Genomic DNA, 16,836 nt, shown 5'->3' with positions numbered 1-16,836 from the left:
CGCGCGGACTTCCCTTGACATGGATCCCCCTTCCGCGCGTACGGCACGCGTTAGGGGAGGAAATCAAGTGACCAGTAGATCCTGGACGTTCAGGACGGCCGCCTCGGTCGTCGCCCTCGCGGCGGCCTCGGCGACGTTCTCGGCGTTCTCCGTGGCACAGGCGGCCGACAGCGCGCCGGCCGACACCACGGCGGTGGACCGGCACGACCCGCAGCCGGCCAAGGCCCGCGAACACGACTTCGACGGGCCGCTCAGCAAGACGCAGGAAGCCCAGCGCGAGGAAGCCCTCGAGCAGGTCATATCCGGCGAGGCCACGGTCAAGAACCGGGACGGCTCCAAGGTCGTCCAGCTCGACAGCCGCAAGGGCGCGGGCAAGTACGTGGAGCTCGGCCGCGAGAAGACCGACAAGATCTTCACGATCCTCGTCGAGTTCGGCGACCAGATCGACAGCCGCTACGGCGGCACCGCCGGCCCGCTGCACAACCAGATCGCGGCGCCGGACCGGGCCAAGGACAACAGCACCGCCTGGCAGGCGGACTACGACCAGCAGCACTTCCAGGACCTGTACTTCGGCACCGGCAGGAACACCGAGTCGCTGAAGAAGTACTACGAGAAGCAGTCCTCGGGCCGCTACTCGGTCGAGGGCGAAGTGACCGACTGGGTCAAGGTCCCCTACAACGAGGCCCGTTACGGCTCCAACGACGCCGCCACCGGCGCCTGGTACGCCGTGCAGGACGGTGTCAACGCCTGGGTCGCCGAGCGCGAGGCCGCCGGTGACACCGCCGCCGAGATCAAGGCCGAGCTGGCCGAGTTCGACCAGTGGGACCGCTACGACTTCGACGGCGACGGCGACTTCAACGAGTCCGACGGCTACATCGACCACTTCCAGATCGTCCACGCGGGCGAGGACGAGTCCGCGGGCGGCGGCGCCCAGGGCGAGGACGCCATCTGGGCCCACCGCTGGTACGCCTTCGGCACCGACGCCGGTTCGACCGGCCCGGACACCAACAAGCTCGGCGGCACCCAGATCGGCGACACCGGCATCTGGGTCGGCGACTACACCATCCAGCCGGAGAACGGCGGCCTGGGCGTCTTCGCCCACGAGTACGGCCACGACCTCGGCCTGCCCGACGAGTACGACACGGCGGGTGGCGAGAACTCCACCGGCTTCTGGACGCTGATGTCCTCCGGTTCCTGGCTCGGCACCGGCAAGGACTCCATCGGTGACCTGCCCGGCGACATGAACGCCTGGGACAAGCTCCAGCTCGGCTGGCTGGACTACGAGGTCGCCAAGGCGGGCGCGAAGTCCAGGCACACGCTGGGCCTGGCGGAGTACAACACCAAGAACCCGCAGGCCCTCATCGTCGCGCTGCCCGACAAGACGGTCACCACCGACGTCGTCGTGCCGGCGCAGGGCGCCACCCAGTGGTGGAGCGGCAGCGGTGACGACCTGCGCAACACCCTGACCCGCTCGGTCGACCTGACCGGCAGGTCGACGGCGGCGCTGTCGCTGGACGGCTGGTGGGACATCGAGGCCGACTACGACTTCCTCTACACCGAGGTGTCCACGGACGGCTCCAACTGGACGCCGATCGACGGCAAGCTGGCCGACGGCACGGCCGTCCCGCGCGACGGCAGCGGCAAGCCCGCCCTCACCGGCACGGTCGACGCCCACCAGAAGCTGACGTACTCGCTGGACGCCTACGCGGGCCAGAAGATCGACGTCCGCTTCCGCTACGCCACCGACGGCGGCGTGGCCCAGAAGGGCTTCGCGGCCGACGAGATCACGGTGACCGCGGACGGCGCCACCCTGTTCTCCGACAACGCGGAGAGCGCGGACGCCGCGTGGACGGCCAACGGCTTCACCCGCATCGGCGCGGCCATCACGGACGACTACGCGCAGTACTACATCGCCGAGAACCGTCAGTACGTGTCGTACGACAAGGTGCTCAAGGTCGGCCCGTACAACTACGGCTTCTCCACGACCCGTCCGGACTGGGTGGAGCACTACCCGTACCAGAACGGCCTGTTGATCTGGAAGTGGGACACCTCCCAGGGCGACGACAACACCAGCCAGCACCCGGGTGAGGGTCTGATCCTCCCGATCGACTCGCACCCGACCCCGCTGAAGTGGTCCGACGGCACCCTGATGCGCAACCGCATCCAGGCCTTCGACTCCACCTTCAGCTGGTACCCGACCGACGCGATCACGCTGCACAAGGCCGACGTCGCCACGAAGATCAAGGCCCGTCCGGGCGTCCCGGTCTTCGACGACGGCAAGTCGTCCTACTACGACGCGTCGAACCCGCTGGCCGGCGTCAAGATCACTGACACCAACACCTCCATCAAGATCGTCAGCGAGCCCCTGAGCGGCTCGACGGTCACCGTGAAGGTGGGTCCGTCGGCTAAGTAGCCAACGTCTTCCCAGGTCAGACACGTTTCGGCGGCAACCCTCTGGCGGGTTGCCGCCGATCGTGTTTAGGTGCCTCCTGTGCTCTTCTTATTGACAGACCCAGAGACGACCGCTTCGACGCCGACCCGCACGGGGGTGTGACCGCATGGCCGCAGGAGGTTTCTGCACGTTGCCGAACGGCTCGGTGGTGGTGGCGCTCAACCTGCCCAGCCCGGCCGCCGACGGCGCCGCCGCCGTACGCGTTCTCGTCCTCGCCCAGAACCGCGCCCGAGCCCTGACCAGGCTCCGCAACCTGGGCCTGCGCGCCGTCTACCTGCGGGGCAACGCGGCCCCGCCCAGTCCGGACGAGATCACCGCGGTCCTGCACCATCCGGACGGCCTGATATGGCGAACGGCGCCCGACCACGCCGTCTCCGCCCTGGCCGGCGTACCGGAACTGTGGCGTCCGATCCGCGCCCTGCTCCGCCGCCCGGCGGCCACCGGGACGTAGCGGCAGGGCCCGGACGCCAGGACGCCCGGGCCGTGGTGCTCCTTACTGGACGACCGGTTTGCCCGACAGGCCCACGCCCGCCCCGCGCAGCTCCTCCAGGGCCCGCTCGGTGGTCTCCGGAGCGACCCCGGCGGTCAGGTCGAGCAGCACCTGGGTGCGGAATCCCTCGCGGGCCGCGTCCAGCGCCGTGGCCCGGACGCAGTGGTCGGTGGCGATGCCGACCACGTCCACCTCGTCGATCCCCCGGGTGCGCAGCCAGTCGCCCAGCGTGACGCCGTTCTCGTCCGCGCCCTCGAAACCGCTGTACGCGGCGGCGTAGGCGCCCTTGTCGAAGACCGCGTCGACGGCGCCGGAGGCGACCGCCGGGGCGAAGTTCGGGTGGAAGCCCACGCCCTCGGTGCCGGCGACGCAGTGCGCGGGCCAGGAGTGGGCGTAGTCGGGGTTGTCGGCGAAGTGGCCGCCTGGAGCGATGTGGTGATCGCGGGTGGCGACCACGTGGCGGTATCCGGCGGGGGCCTGCCCGATCAGCTCGGTGATCGCGGCGGCCACGTCGGCGCCCCCGGACACCGCGAGGCTGCCCCCCTCGCAGAAGTCGTTCTGCACGTCTACGACGATCAAGGCGCGGCGCATGGTGGGTGTCCTTCGACTGTGGGTGAGGTGATCGAGCCGGGTGATCGAGCCAGCGGACTTCGCGGCCGGCGGGGGAGGGGCGGTTCCGGCCCCGCCCCGCGGTCACTGCGCTCTAGCTACCCGAGCGGCCATGGAGGTACTCCGTCGGAATGACGGGTTCCCCTCGTGAGAGCTGCGTCGCGGACAGCGGCAGCCCGGCCCGGGCGGCCGTGTGCCGGTCGCGGACCACGTCCAGCGACTCGCGGGCCACGACCTCGCCGCTCTTGACCAGCTCGACCAGCAGCTGGTGGTCGACCAGCTCGGCGGGGACCTGGCCGGTGCCGACGACCTCCGCCTCGGCGACCCCGTCCGCGTCCGGGCGGCGCGCGGCCCACTTGCGGCCGCCGATCGACGTCTTGCCGCCGGACGACTTCTTCGCCACCGGCACCAGCGGCGCCCTGGGGTCGTCGGACTCGGCGCGGGCGACCAGCTTGTAGACCATGGAGGCCGTCGGATGCCCGGAGCCGGTCACCAGCTGGGTGCCGACGCCGTACGCGTCCACCGGCGCCGCGGCCAGTGAGGCGATCGCGTACTCGTCGAGGTCCGAGGTCACGATGATCCGGGTGTCCGTCGCGCCCAGCTCGTCCAGCTGCTGGCGCACCCGGTGCGCGACGAGCAGCAGGTCACCGGAGTCGATGCGGACCGCGCCCAGCCCGGGCCCGGCGACCTCCACGGCCGTACGGACGGCCTCGGTGACGTCGTAGGTGTCCACGAGGAGGGTGGTGCCCGCACCCAGCGACTCCACCTGGGCGCGGAAGGCGTCGCGCTCGCTGTCGTGCAGAAGGGTGAAGGCGTGCGCGCTGGTGCCCACCGTGGGGATGCCGTAGCGGAAGCCGGCCGCCAGGTCGGAGGTGGTCGCGAAGCCGCCCACGTAGGCGGCGCGGGACGCGGCCACCGCGGCCAGTTCGTGGGTGCGGCGGGCGCCCATCTCGATCAGCGGACGCCCTCCGGCCGCCGAGGCCATCCGGGAGGCGGCGGCCGCGATCGCCGAGTCGTGGTTGAGGATGGACAGGATCACGGTCTCCAGCAGCACGCATTCGGCGAAGGAGCCCTCCACCCGCATGATCGGCGAGCCGGGGAAGTACACCTCGCCCTCCGGGTAGCCCCAGACGTCGCCCGAGAACCGGTAGGAGGCGAGCCATTCCAGGGTCGCCTCGTCGACGATCCCCCGCTCGCGCAGGAAGCCGAGGACGCCCGCGTCGAAGCGGAAGTTCTCGACGGCGTCCAGGACGCGTCCGGTACCGGCCACCACGCCGTAGCGCCGGCCCTCCGGCAGCCGCCGGGTGAAGACCTCGAAGACGCTGTGCCGATCGGCGGTGCCCGCTCTGAGGGCGGCCTGCAGCATCGTCAGCTCGTACTGGTCCGTGAAGAGCGCCGTCGAGGGAACATCCACCGGCAGCCCGAGATCCGCTGTGTTCATGGCAGGATCGTACTCCCTTTTCGTCGGTGTGACGATTTCCCGGGTGCATGGCAGCATGGTCAGTGTGACGTCACCCGCTCCCCTAGAGATCGAACGCACCGAGTCGGCGGAGGAGGTCTTCGCCGTACCCGAGCCGGACGTCCCCTGGGTCACGATCGTCCACAACGACCCGGTCAACCTCATGAGCTACGTGACGTACGTCTTCCAGATGTACTTCGGCTACTCCAAGGACAAGGCCACCAAGCTCATGCTCGACGTCCACCACAAGGGCCGGGCGGTCGTCTCCAGCGGAACCCGCGAGGAGATGGAACGCGACGTGCAGGCGATGCACGGTTACGGACTGTGGGCCACCCTCCAGCAGGACCGGAAGTAGTCACCTCACCGATGCCAGGACACTTCGAACCGATCCCCGGCGGCGGCGCGGCCGTCGCGCTCGACGACGTCGAGATCTCCATCATCCGGTCGCTGGCCGTCCAGCTCCTGGAGCTGATCGGCCCCGGTCCCGCCGAGGACGCCTCCGCCGACCCGCTCGCCGAGCTGTTCGCCGAGGGCCCGAGCGAACCGCCCTCCGACCCGGTCCTCAGGCGCCTCTTCCCCGACGCCTACACCGACCCCGAGGGCGCCCCGGGGCCCCGCGAGGCGGAGGAACGGCGCTCCCACTCCGCCGAGTTCCGCCGCTTCACCGAGAACGACCTCAGGGCCGGCAAGCGCGAGAACGCCCTCGCGGTCGTGCGCTCCCTGGACGCACTCGTCGCCGAGGGCGACGGCGTGGCGGTGCTCAGGCTGTCGCCCGAGGAGTCCCAGCAGTGGCTCCGCACGCTCAACGACCTGCGGCTGGCGATCGGCTCCCGGCTCGACATCACCGACGAGGACGACACCGACCTCCTCTACCGGCTGCCGGACGAGGACCCGCGCAAGCCGATGGTGATGGCGTACCTGTGGCTCGGCGGCCTCCAGGAGACGCTCGTGACCACGCTCATGGGCTGAGAACCCACCGTTATGGCGTGATCTGTGACGGTGAGGTGTTCGCTCAGAGGACGCTCAAATCCGGATAACGATCGCGTCACCGGCGCGGCCGACTGTGCCCCTTTTGTGTCCAGTTTGGCCGCTTCTCCTTGTGGAATGCGCCACATGCCGACCCGGCGATCATTATTGCGGCCGTGATAAATCTTCACGACCGCCCGGCGAACACCACCCGTATGTCCGCCGGGTGCGCCACCGAGCCGACGGATCGCCGGCCAGGCACAACGCTCCATCAATCCGGGGGGGATCGAGACCCGACCCGCGGCCGACGAAGGCCCGGTTCGGCATGGAGAAAGGCGCACCACACATGACCTCCGCTCAGGTCGACAGGGAAAAGGCCCCGCAGGAGCCGGGAGAGGGCTACGAGCGCGGACTCGGCAGCCGCCAGGTCCAGATGATCGCGATCGGCGGCGCCATCGGCGTCGGCCTGTTCCTGGGAGCCGGGGCGAACATCGCCAAGGCCGGTCCCAGCCTCATCCTCATGTACGCCCTCGCCGGCGTGATCATCTTCTTCATCATGCGGGCGCTCGGCGAGCTGCTCCTGTACCGCCCGGTCTCCGGATCCTTCGCGGAGTACTCCCGCGAGTTCCTCGGTCCGTTCTTCGGCTACTTCACCGGCTGGACGTACTGGCTGATGTGGGTCGTGACCGGCATGGCCGAACTGACGGCCGCCGCGATCTACGTCAACTACTGGTTCCCGGCGGTCCCCCAGTGGGTGACGGCGCTGGTCTTCCTGGTGATCCTCTTCGGCGTCAACCTGATCTCCGTGAAGCTCTTCGGCGAGCTGGAGTTCTGGTTCTCGATGGTCAAGGTCACCGCGCTGATCGGCATGATCGTCATCGGCCTCGGCGTCCTCACCTTCGGCTTCAGCTCCGCCGGCGACACCGCCGCCGTCTCCAACCTGTGGGCCTTCGACGGCTTCTTCCCCAAGGGCGTCGGCTCCTCCCTCATGACCCTGCAGGGCGTCATGTTCGCCTACCTCGCCGTCGAGCTGGTCGGCGTCACCGCGGGTGAGTCCGAGAACCCGGAGAAGACCCTCCCCAAGGCCATCAACACGCTTCCCTGGCGCATCGCGCTGTTCTACGTCGGCGCGCTCACCGTCATCCTGTGCGTCGTCAAGTGGACCGAGTTCGCGCCCGGCGTGAGCCCCTTCGTCGCCGCCTTCGCCAAGATCGGCATCCCGGCCGGCGCCGGCATCGTCAACTTCGTCGTACTGACCGCCGCCCTGTCCTCCTGCAACTCCGGCATGTACTCCACCGGCCGCATGCTGCGGAACCTGGCCGACAGCGGCGAGGCCCCGGCCGTCTTCCGCAAGCTCTCCTCGACCAAGACGCCCGCCCTCGGCATCGCCGTCTCCGTCGCCTTCATGGGCATCGGCGTGGTCCTCAACTACGTCGTCCCCGAGAAGGCCTTCGGCTACGTCACCTCCGTCGCCACCGCCGCCGGCATCTGGACCTGGCTGATGATCCTGATCAGCCACGTCCTCTACCGCCGCGCGGTCGACGCGGGCCGGCTGCCCGCCTCGTCCTTCCCGGCACCCGGCGGCGCCAAGTGCAGCTACGTCGCCATCGCCTTCCTCCTCTTCGTCACCGGCCTCATCGCCTACGACGCCGACTCCCGCGTCTGCCTCTACGTGATGGCCGGCTGGGCCGCCGCCCTCGGCATCGGCTGGGCCGTGCTGAAGTCCCGCAACCCGCAGATCACCCGGCGCCGCGAGCCGGAACCGGAGAAGGTCGGCTGACGGATCCGCACGGCCGGCCCCGTGACCGGGCCGTGTGACGAGGTCGGCTGACGAGGCGGGCCGGCCACCGAGGACGTCCGGCCGCAGGCAGCACTCGTGGCGCCCCCTGCGGCCGTCGCCCAGCACGTCCGGCATTCGGGCCGCCCCGTACCGCTCCTCGGTACGGCGCGGCCCCTCTGCTTATCCTGACGACCATGCTGACCATCACCCGGGCCCTGTTCGACCAGATCGTCGCCCACGCGCGCGCGGACCACCCCGACGAGGCGTGCGGCGTGGTCGCGGGCCCCGCCGGCTCCGACCGCCCCGAGCGGTTCATCCCGATGCTCAACGCGGCCCGCTCGCCCACGTTCTACGAGTTCGAGTCGCAGGACCTGCTCAAGCTCTACCGCGAGATGGACGACCGCGACGAGGAGCCCGTGGTCATCTACCACTCCCACACCGCCACCGAGGCCTACCCCTCCCGCACCGACCTCTCCTACGCCAACGAGCCCGGCGCCCACTACGTCCTCGTCTCCACCGCGGACACCGACGACGCCGGTCCCTTCCAGTTCCGCTCGTACCGGATCGTGGACGGCCAGGTCACGGAGGAGGAGGTCACGGTCGTGGACGCCTACTGATCCCGGCATCCGGTCGGAAACCATCCATCATGTGGGATCACACTCCAGGGCCCGGACCGGGAATCGATACGATGAGCGCATGGTTTCCCACGACGTGAGCGAGAAGACGCCGGGCGCACTGCTCGTGGCGCGGCTGCACGTCGACCTGTGCAGGCTCGCCAGCGCCATCTGTTGACGCCGGCCCCGCCGCCGTACGGCCGTGCGCCGCGGCGCCCTCACCCGCACGTATCCGCGCTGCCACACCATCCGACAGGAGCCCTGAGCCATGGCCATCGAGGTCCGTATCCCGACCATCCTCCGCCAGTACACCGACGGCAACAAGGCGGTGGAGGGCAGCGGTGACACCCTCGCCGACCTGTTCACCGACCTCGAGACCCGGCACACGGGCATCCGGGCCCGCATCGTGGACGACGGCCAGCTGCGCCGCTTCGTCAACGTGTACCTGAACGACGAGGACGTGCGGTTCGTCGACGGCATCAACACCAAGCTGACCGACGGCGACACCGTCACGATCCTGCCGGCCGTGGCCGGCGGCATGGCCTGAGCCGATCCCGATGCGCTACGACTCTCCCCTCGCCGCGGTGGGCAACACCCCTCTGGTGCGCCTGCCGCGGCTCTCGCCGTCCGCCGACGTCCGCGTCTGGGCCAAGCTGGAGGACCGCAACCCCACCGGCTCGGTCAAGGACCGCCCCGCCCTGCACATGATCGAGCAGGCCGAGAAGGACGGCCGGCTCACGCCCGGCTGCACGATCCTCGAACCCACCAGCGGCAACACGGGCATCTCCCTGGCCATGGCGGCCAAGCTCAAGGGCTACCGCATGGTCTGCGTCATGCCCGAGAACACCTCGCAGGAACGCCGTGAGCTGCTCGGCATGTGGGGCGCCGAGATCATCCCCAGCCCCGCCGCGGGCGGCTCCAACACCGCCGTACGCGTCGCCAAGGAGCTGTCCGCCGAGCACCCCGACTGGGTCATGCTCTACCAGTACGGCAACCCGGACAACGCGGGCGCCCACTACGCCACGACCGGCCCGGAGATCCTCGCCGACCTCCCGTCCGTCACCCACTTCGTCGCCGGACTCGGCACCACCGGCACCCTCATGGGCGTCGGCCGCTACCTGCGCGAACACAAGCCGGACGTCAAGATCGTCGCCGCCGAGCCGCGCTACGACGACCTCGTCTACGGCCTGCGCAACCTCGACGAGGGCTTCGTCCCGGAGCTGTACGACGCCTCCGTCCTCACCACCCGCTTCTCCGTCGGCTCCGCCGACGCCGTCACCCGGACCCGCGAGCTGCTCCAGCAGGAGGGCATCTTCGCGGGCGTCTCCACGGGCGCGGCCCTGCACGCCGCGATCGGCGTCGGCAGGAAGGCGCTCAACGCCGGCGAGAGCGCCGACATCGTGTTCGTCGTCGCCGACGGAGGCTGGAAGTACCTCTCCACCGGCGTCTACACCGCCGCCACCACCGAAGAGGCCATCGAAACGCTCCAGGGCCAGCTCTGGGCGTGAGCGGGGTCCGCCGCTAGTCCGCCAGGTGACGGACCTGGTCCCACAGGACCGGGTCCACCACACCCACCCGGCGCCGGAAGCCGCCCAACGGGACCTGCCGCAGTTCGTCCGTCTCCAGGAAACTCGCCCGCCCCCGCGCGTCCCCGACCGCGCCCGGCGGCAGCGGGATCACCCCGGCACGCTCGTCGTGGTGCTTACTGGTGATCTTCGCGACGGTCACCCGGTTCCCCCGCACCACCAGGACCAGGCACGGCCGGTCCTTCGCACCCGGGCCGTCCTCGAACGGCACGGCCGCCCACCAGATCTCCGCCGGCCGCGGCCGCCCCGCCGCCCGCCCGCGCGACCTCTGCGGCCGTCCCGGCGGCCGGGACCTGCGACCGGCCGGACGCCGGCCGCGTCCCCAGCCGTCGACGAGCGTGGCGACGAGCGCGAGCAGCACCACCGCCGCGAGAGCCAGCCACCAGGACGTGTCCATACGCATGACGGTACCGGGGCGCGTCCCACGGCGCGCGCCCTTCCGCGCGCCCCGCGCCCCCGGTCCAGCCGAACCGGTGACAGCACAGGTGAGTTCCCCCACAACGGCCCCTGGCGGAGGAGCGACCGGAGGTTTCGCGCCTTACGCTCGACGGACCGTACGACCCCTGTCGCCCCCTTTTCACGACCGTCCGTTCCCCGATCTTCCCCGGTACTTCTCGCTTTCCCGCCAGCGGAGGTTTCTGCTCTATGAAGCTCACCGTCGTCGGCTGCTCGGGGTCGTTTCCGTCCGCGGAATCGGCCTGCTCGAGCTACCTCCTCGAGGCCGACGGCTTCCGGCTGCTTCTCGACATGGGCAACGGCGCCCTGGGCGAGTTGCAGCGCCACTGCGGTCTCTACGACCTCGACGCGATCTTCCTGAGCCATCTGCACGCCGACCACTGCATCGACATGTGCGCGTACTTCGTGGCCCGCTACTACCGCCACGACGGCGGCCGCTGCGCCCCCATCCCGGTCCACGGGCCCGAGGGCACCGAGCACCGCCTCACCACGGCCTACGCCGACACCCCCTCGGCCTCCTCGATGAGCGAGGTCTTCGACTTCCACACCGTCAAGCCCTCCACCTTCGACATCGGCCCCTTCACGGTCCACACGGAACGCGTGGCCCACCCGGTGGAGGCGTACGGCATCCGTGTCGAGCACGGCGGGCGCACGCTCACCTACTCCGGTGACACCGGAGTCAGCCCGGCCCTCGACGAACTCGCCCGCGACAGCGACCTGTTCCTGTGCGAGGCCGCGTTCACGTACGGCAAGGAGAGCATCCCCGACCTGCACCTCAACGGCCGGGAGGCGGGTGAGACGGCGGCCCGGGCGGGCGCCCGCCGCCTCGTCCTCACCCACATCCCCCCGTGGACCGACCCGCAGGTCAACCTCGCGGACGCCCGTGCCGCGTTCGACGGTCCGGTGGAAGTGGCGAAGCCGAGAGCGACGTACGAGATCTGAGGCGGCGGCGCACGACGAGGCCCCCGGAGCGGTTCAGGGCTCCGGGGGCCTCGTCGTGTGCGTCACGCTGTGCGCGGTCGGCCGGGACTCACGCCTTGGTGAGGTCCTCGACCTCCTCCTCGGGCTCGCGGCCCGGGGTGGTCAGGTTGAACCGCACGATGGCGAAGCGGAAGACCACGTAGTAGATCGCCGCGAAGACCAGGCCGATGGGGATGATGAGCCAGGGCTTGGTGGCCAGGTTCCAGTTGAGGAAGTAGTCGATCGCACCGGCCGAGAAGCTGAAGCCGTGGTGGACGCCCAGGCCCCAGGTGACGGCCATCGACAGGGCCGTCAGCACCGCGTGGATGACGTACAGCAGCGGCGCGATGAACATGAACGAGAACTCGATCGGCTCGGTGATACCGGTGACGAACGAGGTCAGCGCGAGGGAGACCATCAAGCCGCCGACCGCCTTGCGGCGCTCCGGGCGCGCGGTGTGCGTGATGGCGAGGGCGGCGGCGGGCAGCGCGAACATCATGATCGGGAAGAAGCCGGTCATGAACTGGCCCGCGGTGGCGTCACCGTGGAAGAAGCGCGGCAGGTCGCCGTGCCAGACGGCACCGGACGCGTCCTTGTAGGTGCCGATCTCCTGCCAGGCCACCGTGTTGACGAACTGGTGCATGCCCACCGGGAGCAGCGCGCGGTTGACGGCACCGAAGATTCCCGCACCCACCGCGCCGAGACCGGTCATCCACTCGCCGAAGTTGGTGATGACGTCACCGATCGGCTCCCACACCAGGCCGAAGACGACGCCCACGGCGGTGCCGATGAAGGCCATCAGGATCGGGACCAGCCGGCGGCCGTTGAAGAAGCCCAGCCAGTCGGGGAGCTTGGTGCGGTGGAAGCGCTGCCAGGTGACCGCGGCTATGAGGCCCATGATGATGCCGCCGAGGACCTTGGGGTCGTTGTAGGTGGCGGCCACGTCGGCACCGCTGGTGACCTTGGCGTCGGTGATCGGGAACGCGGTCAGGACGTTCTTGTAGACGAGGAAGCCCACGAGCGCGGCGAGCGCGGTCGAGCCGTCGGCCTTCTTGGCGAAGCCGATGGCGATGCCGACGCAGAACAGCAGCGGCAGGTTGGCGAAGACGGCGTCACCGGCGGTGGCGAACACCTTGGCGACCTTGTCCCAGCCGAGGCCGTCCTTGCCGAACACGTCGTCCTGGCCGAGCCGGAGCAGGATGCCCGCGGCCGGCAGCACGGCGATGGGCAGCTGAAGACTGCGGCCGACCTTCTGAAGGCCCTGGAACAGGCCTGATCCCCACTTCTTCGTGGGGGCCGCCGTTGGCGAGGTGGCGGTGCTCATAGACTTCCTCCATCGGGTGGTGGTCTACACCACTCAGTGGTGTAGACCTGTTTCTAGCACGATGAAGGCGATATAAGGAACCCGTCAAAACTGCAACCGGAGCGCTACGCAACGCACCCGCCCGCCCCTCCCCGCCGGGCATGGCGAAGGGCCCCCGGACCAGTGGTCCGAAGGCCCAAAACCTCTGCGACGTAAGGCCTTTCAGGCCTTGGTGGTGTCCTCCCGCTCCTCCTCCGGCTCCCGCCCCGGTGTCTTCAGGTCGAACCGTGTGATCGCGAAGCGGAAGATCACGTAGTAGACGAGGGCGAACCCGAGGCCGATCGGAATGATCGCCCACGGTCGCGTCGCCAGGTTCCAGTTGATGACGTAGTCGATGAGACCCGCCGAGAAACTGAAACCGTCGTGCACCCCCAGCGCCCACGTCACCGCCATCGACACACCCGTCAGCACCGCGTGGATCGCGTACAGCACCGGCGCCACGAACAGGAACGAGTACTCGATCGGCTCCGTGATGCCCGTCACGAACGACGTCAGCGCCACCGACAGCATCAGGCCCCCGACCTCCTTGCGGCGGCCCGGCCGCGCGCAGTGCGTGATCGCCAGCGCCGCCGCGGGCAGCGCGAACATCATGATCGGGAAGAAGCCCGAGGTGAACTGACCCGCGTCCGGGTCGCCCGCCAGGAACATGTTGATGTCACCGTGCACCACCGACCCGTCCGGCTTCGTGAACGAGCCGAACTGGAACCAGATGGGCACGTTCAGGAACTGGTGCAGGCCGATCACCAGCAACGCCCGGTTCGCCACCCCGAAGATGCCGGCGCCCCAGGCGTCCAGGCCGTCCAGCCAGTCGCTGAAGCTCTCCAGCGCGTCCCCGATCGGCGGCCAGACCCACAGGCACAACGCGGCGAAGGCGATGGCCACGAACGCCATGATGATCGGCACCAGCCGGCGCCCGTTGAAGAAGCCCAGCCAGTCCACCAGCTTCGTGCGGTGGAAGCGCTGCCAGAAATAGGCCGCCAGCAGACCGATCACGATGCCGCCGAAGACCCCCGGGTTCTGGTAGGTGAACGCCACCACCGTGCCGTCCTCCGTGCCCTGGCAGCCGATGCCCACCACGGCCTTCGTCCCCTCGCCGCAGTCCTCCGGGAACTGCCGCAGCACGTTGTAGTAGACGAGGAAGCCCGCCACCGCCGCCAGCGCCGTGGAGCCGTCGGACTTCTTCGCCATGCCGATGGCCACACCGACGCAGAACAGCAGCGGCAGTCCGAGCTGGCCGTCCAGCAGGGCGCCACCCGCGCCCGCCATCACCTTGGAGACGTCCGTCCAGCCCAGCCCGTCGGCCCCGAACACGTCCGGCTGGCCCAGCCTGTTGAGGATGCCCGCGGCCGGCAGCACCGCGATCGGCAACTGAAGGCTGCGCCCCATCTTTTGCAGCCCCTGGAACAGACTGTTCCACCGGGCCCGCGAGGAACTGGCCGTGGTGTCGGCGCTCTCGGCACTCATCGTTTGGCGACCGCCTGTCAGGTGGTGTAGACCAGCTACGGACCATTTCGTTGCTGTGACGTCATCCTTCGATACATCCGGCACGATCGCTCGCAAAGATGGGCCAACTGTGGGTTACTGCGACCAAGCGGTCCGGACCAGGTCGCATCAGGCAATTCAGGGACGTCAGGGAGAAGGACATGGCCAGCAAGGCTGAGAAGATCGTCGCCGGGCTCGGCGGCATCGACAACATCGAAGAGGTCGAGGGCTGCATCACCCGCCTGCGCACCGAGGTCATCGACGCCGGCAAGGTCGACGAAGCCGCCCTGAAGGCCGCCGGCGCCCACGGCGTCGTCAAGATGGGCACCGCCATCCAGGTCGTCATCGGCACCGACGCCGACCCCATCGCCGCGGAGATCGAAGACATGATGTGAGCCTCACCGCTCACGCGAAGGGGCCCCACCGCACCCGCGGGAGGGGCCCCTTCCGCACCTGCGGGACAGGCCCCTCCCGCGCCTGCCGCTAGGCTCGACGCCATGTCTCGCATCGACGGCCGCACCCCCGAACAGCTCCGCCCCGTCACCATCGAACGCGGCTGGAGCAAGCACGCCGAAGGCTCCGTCCTCGTCTCCTTCGGCGACACCAAGGTCTTCTGCACCGCCTCGGTCACCGAAGGCGTCCCCCGCTGGCGCAAAGGCAGCGGCGAGGGCTGGGTCACCGCGGAGTACTCCATGCTCCCCCGAGCCACCAACACCCGCGGCGACCGGGAATCCGTCCGCGGCAGGATCGGCGGCCGCACCCACGAGATCTCCCGCCTCATCGGCCGGTCCCTGCGCGCCGTCATCGACTACAAGGCGCTCGGCGAGAACACCATCGTCCTCGACTGCGACGTCCTCCAGGCCGACGGCGGCACCCGCACCGCCGCCATCACCGGCGCCTACGTCGCCCTCGCCGACGCCATCACCTGGGCCAAGGGCCGCAAACTGATCAAGGCCGGCCGCCAGCCCCTCACCGGCACCGTCTCCGCCGTCTCCGTCGGCATCGTCGGCGGCATCCCCCTCCTCGACCTCTGCTACGAGGAGGACGTCCGCGCCGACACCGACATGAACGTCGTCTGCACCGGCGACGGCCGCTTCGTCGAGGTCCAGGGCACCGCCGAGGCCGAGCCGTTCGCCCGCGACGAACTCAACTCCCTGCTGGACCTGGCCGTTTCCGGCTGCACGGAATTGGCCGCGCTCCAGCGCGCCGCACTTGATACCGTCCTGCAAAAGTAAAGAGCACGCCAAAGAGGACCGGACGCGCGGGCAACCGCGCCGTCCGCCCCGGCGTCTTGCGCAGTACGACGGCCCGCGCACGGCCGCACACGACGGGGGCCTCCCGGGGCCTGCCCAAGGGGAGGAACACAGTCATGTCCGAGGTCGCGAGCCGCCACCGACGCCGCCGTACCGCCATCGCCGCCGCAGCCGCGGCCGTCGCGCTCACCATGGGACTCACGGCCACCGGATGCGACGCCGTGAACAAGGCGCTCGACTGCGTCCAGACCGCCGACTCCATCGCCGACAGCGTCACCGACCTCCAGCAGGCCGTGGAGAACGCCGCCAACGACCCGACGCAGACCCAGGAGTCCCTCACCTCCATCGAGAACAACCTCGACAAGATAGGTGACAAGACCGACGACGCCGACGTCGACAAGGCGGTCGACAACCTCCGCGAGGCCGTCACCAACGTCCGCACCGCCGTCGAGAACGGCGACAACACCCCCGACCTCAGCCCCGTCACCGACGCGGCGGGCGAACTGACCAAGGTCTGCACGCCGTAGGACACCGCGCGGGAATCGGGATACTGGGCACATGACCCGCCTGATCCTCGCCACCCGCAACGCCGGAAAGATCACCGAACTCCGGGCGATCCTCGCCGACGCAGGCCTGCCCCACGACCTCGTCGGCGCGGACGCCTACCCCGACATCCCCGACGTCAGGGAAACCGGCGTCACCTTCGCCGAGAACGCCCTGCTCAAGGCCCACGCCCTCGCCCGGGCCACCGGCCACCCCGCCATCGCCGACGACTCCGGTCTCTGCGTCGACGTCCTGGGCGGCGCCCCCGGCATCTTCTCGGCCCGCTGGGCCGGCACACACGGCGACGACCGCGCCAACCTGGAACTCCTCCTCGCCCAGCTCTCCGACATCGCCGACGAACACCGAGCCGCACACTTCGCCTGCGCGGCGGCCCTCGCCCTGCCGGACGGCACGGAGCGGGTGGTCGAGGGGCAGATGCGGGGCGTGCTGCGGCGCGCCCCGGCCGGCGCGAACGGCTTCGGCTACGACCCGATCCTCCAGCCGGAGGGCGAGGCGCGGACGTGCGCCGAGCTGACGGCGGAGGAGAAGAACGCGATCAGCCACCGGGGGAAGGCGTTCCGGGCGCTGGTGCCGGTGATTCGGGAGTTGTTGGGCTGAGACACGGGAGGGGGCCGTCCCGTAGGACGGCCCCCTCCGCAGGTGCGGCCTGAGGGATTCGAACCCTCACGGGATTGCTCCCATCGCGCCCTAAACGCGAGGCGTCTGCCGTTCCGCCAAGGCCGCCGGCCGCCCGTCGTCACGTGTGACGGGCGGCTGTCAGTGTACGGGGATCCGCGACTGTGCGGCGAGCGGTTGCGGCGAG

General features: G+C 69.8%; 19 protein-coding genes and 1 tRNA gene. 14 read left to right on the top strand and 6 right to left on the bottom strand.

Translation table 11 applies throughout. The features are described 5' to 3' along the window. The first annotated feature begins 67 nt into the window (after positions 1–67). Positions 68–2,413, top strand: a complete 2,346-nt coding sequence (locus tag ACFYO5_RS05660) for an immune inhibitor A domain-containing protein (RefSeq protein ID WP_388704502.1) — start codon at positions 68–70, stop codon at positions 2,411–2,413. Between the two features lie 145 nt (positions 2,414–2,558). After that, positions 2,559–2,903 carry a hypothetical protein gene (locus tag ACFYO5_RS05655; RefSeq protein WP_356559997.1) on the top strand — a complete coding sequence of 115 codons (345 nt, stop codon included), beginning with the start codon at positions 2,559–2,561 and terminating at the stop codon, positions 2,901–2,903. A 42-nt stretch (positions 2,904–2,945) separates the two neighbouring features. Here ACFYO5_RS05655 and ACFYO5_RS05650 read toward each other — a convergent pair whose 3' ends face one another. Together ACFYO5_RS05650 and ACFYO5_RS05645 are read right to left on the bottom strand one after the other, a co-directional pair. After that, a complete protein-coding gene (locus tag ACFYO5_RS05650) occupies positions 2,946–3,533 on the bottom strand; it encodes a nicotinamidase (protein WP_356559996.1) in 588 nt (195 codons plus the stop codon). A 112-nt stretch (positions 3,534–3,645) separates the two neighbouring features. Continuing rightward, positions 3,646–4,992, bottom strand: a complete 1,347-nt coding sequence (locus tag ACFYO5_RS05645) for a nicotinate phosphoribosyltransferase (RefSeq protein WP_388704498.1) — start codon at positions 4,990–4,992, stop codon at positions 3,646–3,648. Between the two features lie 55 nt (positions 4,993–5,047). Between ACFYO5_RS05645 and clpS the strand changes: the two genes are divergently transcribed. The 7 genes from clpS to ACFYO5_RS05610 all read left to right on the top strand — a co-directional run bounded on the left by clpS (position 5,048) and on the right by ACFYO5_RS05610 (position 9,878). Beyond that, positions 5,048–5,365, top strand: a complete 318-nt coding sequence (gene clpS / locus ACFYO5_RS05640) for an ATP-dependent Clp protease adapter ClpS (RefSeq protein ID WP_388704496.1) — start codon at positions 5,048–5,050, stop codon at positions 5,363–5,365. A gap of 11 nt (positions 5,366–5,376) precedes the next feature. Beyond that, positions 5,377–5,979, top strand: coding sequence for a DUF2017 domain-containing protein (locus ACFYO5_RS05635; RefSeq protein ID WP_356559993.1), 603 nt, complete (start codon positions 5,377–5,379; stop codon positions 5,977–5,979). Between the two features lie 343 nt (positions 5,980–6,322). Beyond that, positions 6,323–7,756, top strand: coding sequence for an amino acid permease (locus ACFYO5_RS05630; protein ID WP_356559992.1), 1,434 nt, complete (start codon positions 6,323–6,325; stop codon positions 7,754–7,756). 194 nt (positions 7,757–7,950) lie between these two features. Beyond that, positions 7,951–8,373 carry a Mov34/MPN/PAD-1 family protein gene (locus ACFYO5_RS05625; RefSeq protein ID WP_388704493.1) on the top strand — a complete coding sequence of 141 codons (423 nt, stop codon included), beginning with the start codon at positions 7,951–7,953 and terminating at the stop codon, positions 8,371–8,373. Between the two features lie 79 nt (positions 8,374–8,452). Beyond that, positions 8,453–8,548 carry a putative leader peptide gene (locus tag ACFYO5_RS05620; protein WP_319180349.1) on the top strand — a complete coding sequence of 32 codons (96 nt, stop codon included), beginning with the start codon at positions 8,453–8,455 and terminating at the stop codon, positions 8,546–8,548. A gap of 90 nt (positions 8,549–8,638) precedes the next feature. Beyond that, a complete protein-coding gene (locus tag ACFYO5_RS05615; protein WP_356559990.1) occupies positions 8,639–8,917 on the top strand; it encodes a MoaD/ThiS family protein in 279 nt (92 codons plus the stop codon). Between the two features lie 10 nt (positions 8,918–8,927). Further along, on the top strand, positions 8,928–9,878 hold the full coding sequence (locus ACFYO5_RS05610; protein WP_388704489.1) for a PLP-dependent cysteine synthase family protein: 951 nt from the start codon (positions 8,928–8,930) through the stop codon (positions 9,876–9,878). A gap of 13 nt (positions 9,879–9,891) precedes the next feature. Here ACFYO5_RS05610 and ACFYO5_RS05605 read toward each other — a convergent pair whose 3' ends face one another. Further along, positions 9,892–10,353, bottom strand: coding sequence for a type II toxin-antitoxin system PemK/MazF family toxin (locus ACFYO5_RS05605; RefSeq protein ID WP_388704486.1), 462 nt, complete (start codon positions 10,351–10,353; stop codon positions 9,892–9,894). 248 nt (positions 10,354–10,601) lie between these two features. Between ACFYO5_RS05605 and ACFYO5_RS05600 the strand changes: the two genes are divergently transcribed. Further along, positions 10,602–11,354 carry an MBL fold metallo-hydrolase gene (locus ACFYO5_RS05600; RefSeq protein ID WP_388704483.1) on the top strand — a complete coding sequence of 251 codons (753 nt, stop codon included), beginning with the start codon at positions 10,602–10,604 and terminating at the stop codon, positions 11,352–11,354. An 88-nt stretch (positions 11,355–11,442) separates the two neighbouring features. Here ACFYO5_RS05600 and ACFYO5_RS05595 read toward each other — a convergent pair whose 3' ends face one another. Continuing rightward, positions 11,443–12,696: a PTS transporter subunit EIIC gene (locus tag ACFYO5_RS05595; protein ID WP_388704480.1), complete on the bottom strand. Its 1,254-nt coding sequence runs from the start codon at positions 12,694–12,696 to the stop codon at positions 11,443–11,445. A gap of 201 nt (positions 12,697–12,897) precedes the next feature. Then, entirely contained in the window at positions 12,898–14,199 is a 1,302-nt protein-coding gene (locus ACFYO5_RS05590) for a PTS transporter subunit EIIC (RefSeq protein WP_388704477.1), read from the bottom strand. Between the two features lie 179 nt (positions 14,200–14,378). Here ACFYO5_RS05590 and ACFYO5_RS05585 point away from each other — a divergent pair, with 179 nt between their 5' ends. The 4 genes from ACFYO5_RS05585 to rdgB all read left to right on the top strand — a co-directional run bounded on the left by ACFYO5_RS05585 (position 14,379) and on the right by rdgB (position 16,631). Next, positions 14,379–14,612 carry a glucose PTS transporter subunit EIIB gene (locus ACFYO5_RS05585; RefSeq protein ID WP_107439586.1) on the top strand — a complete coding sequence of 78 codons (234 nt, stop codon included), beginning with the start codon at positions 14,379–14,381 and terminating at the stop codon, positions 14,610–14,612. A gap of 102 nt (positions 14,613–14,714) precedes the next feature. Next, positions 14,715–15,452 (top strand): ribonuclease PH, encoded by a 738-nt coding sequence (gene rph, locus ACFYO5_RS05580; protein ID WP_356559984.1) that lies wholly within the window; start codon positions 14,715–14,717, stop codon positions 15,450–15,452. A 134-nt stretch (positions 15,453–15,586) separates the two neighbouring features. Next, the gene (locus ACFYO5_RS05575) at positions 15,587–15,997 is read left to right on the top strand and encodes a hypothetical protein (RefSeq protein ID WP_388704473.1); all 411 of its coding nucleotides are present in this window, start codon (positions 15,587–15,589) and stop codon (positions 15,995–15,997) included. A 31-nt stretch (positions 15,998–16,028) separates the two neighbouring features. Next, a complete protein-coding gene (gene rdgB, locus ACFYO5_RS05570; protein ID WP_388704470.1) occupies positions 16,029–16,631 on the top strand; it encodes an RdgB/HAM1 family non-canonical purine NTP pyrophosphatase in 603 nt (200 codons plus the stop codon). Between the two features lie 43 nt (positions 16,632–16,674). Here rdgB and ACFYO5_RS05565 read toward each other — a convergent pair. Further along, a tRNA-Leu gene (locus tag ACFYO5_RS05565) sits at positions 16,675–16,757 on the bottom strand. Positions 16,758–16,836 lie beyond the last annotated feature (79 nt).

The sequence above is a fragment of the Streptomyces sp. NPDC006259 genome (assembly GCF_042870975.1).
GTDB lineage: Bacteria > Actinomycetota > Actinomycetes > Streptomycetales > Streptomycetaceae > Streptomyces.
The sequence above is the reverse complement of the archived record's forward strand: the minus strand, read 5'-3'. Positions and strand labels throughout refer to the sequence as shown.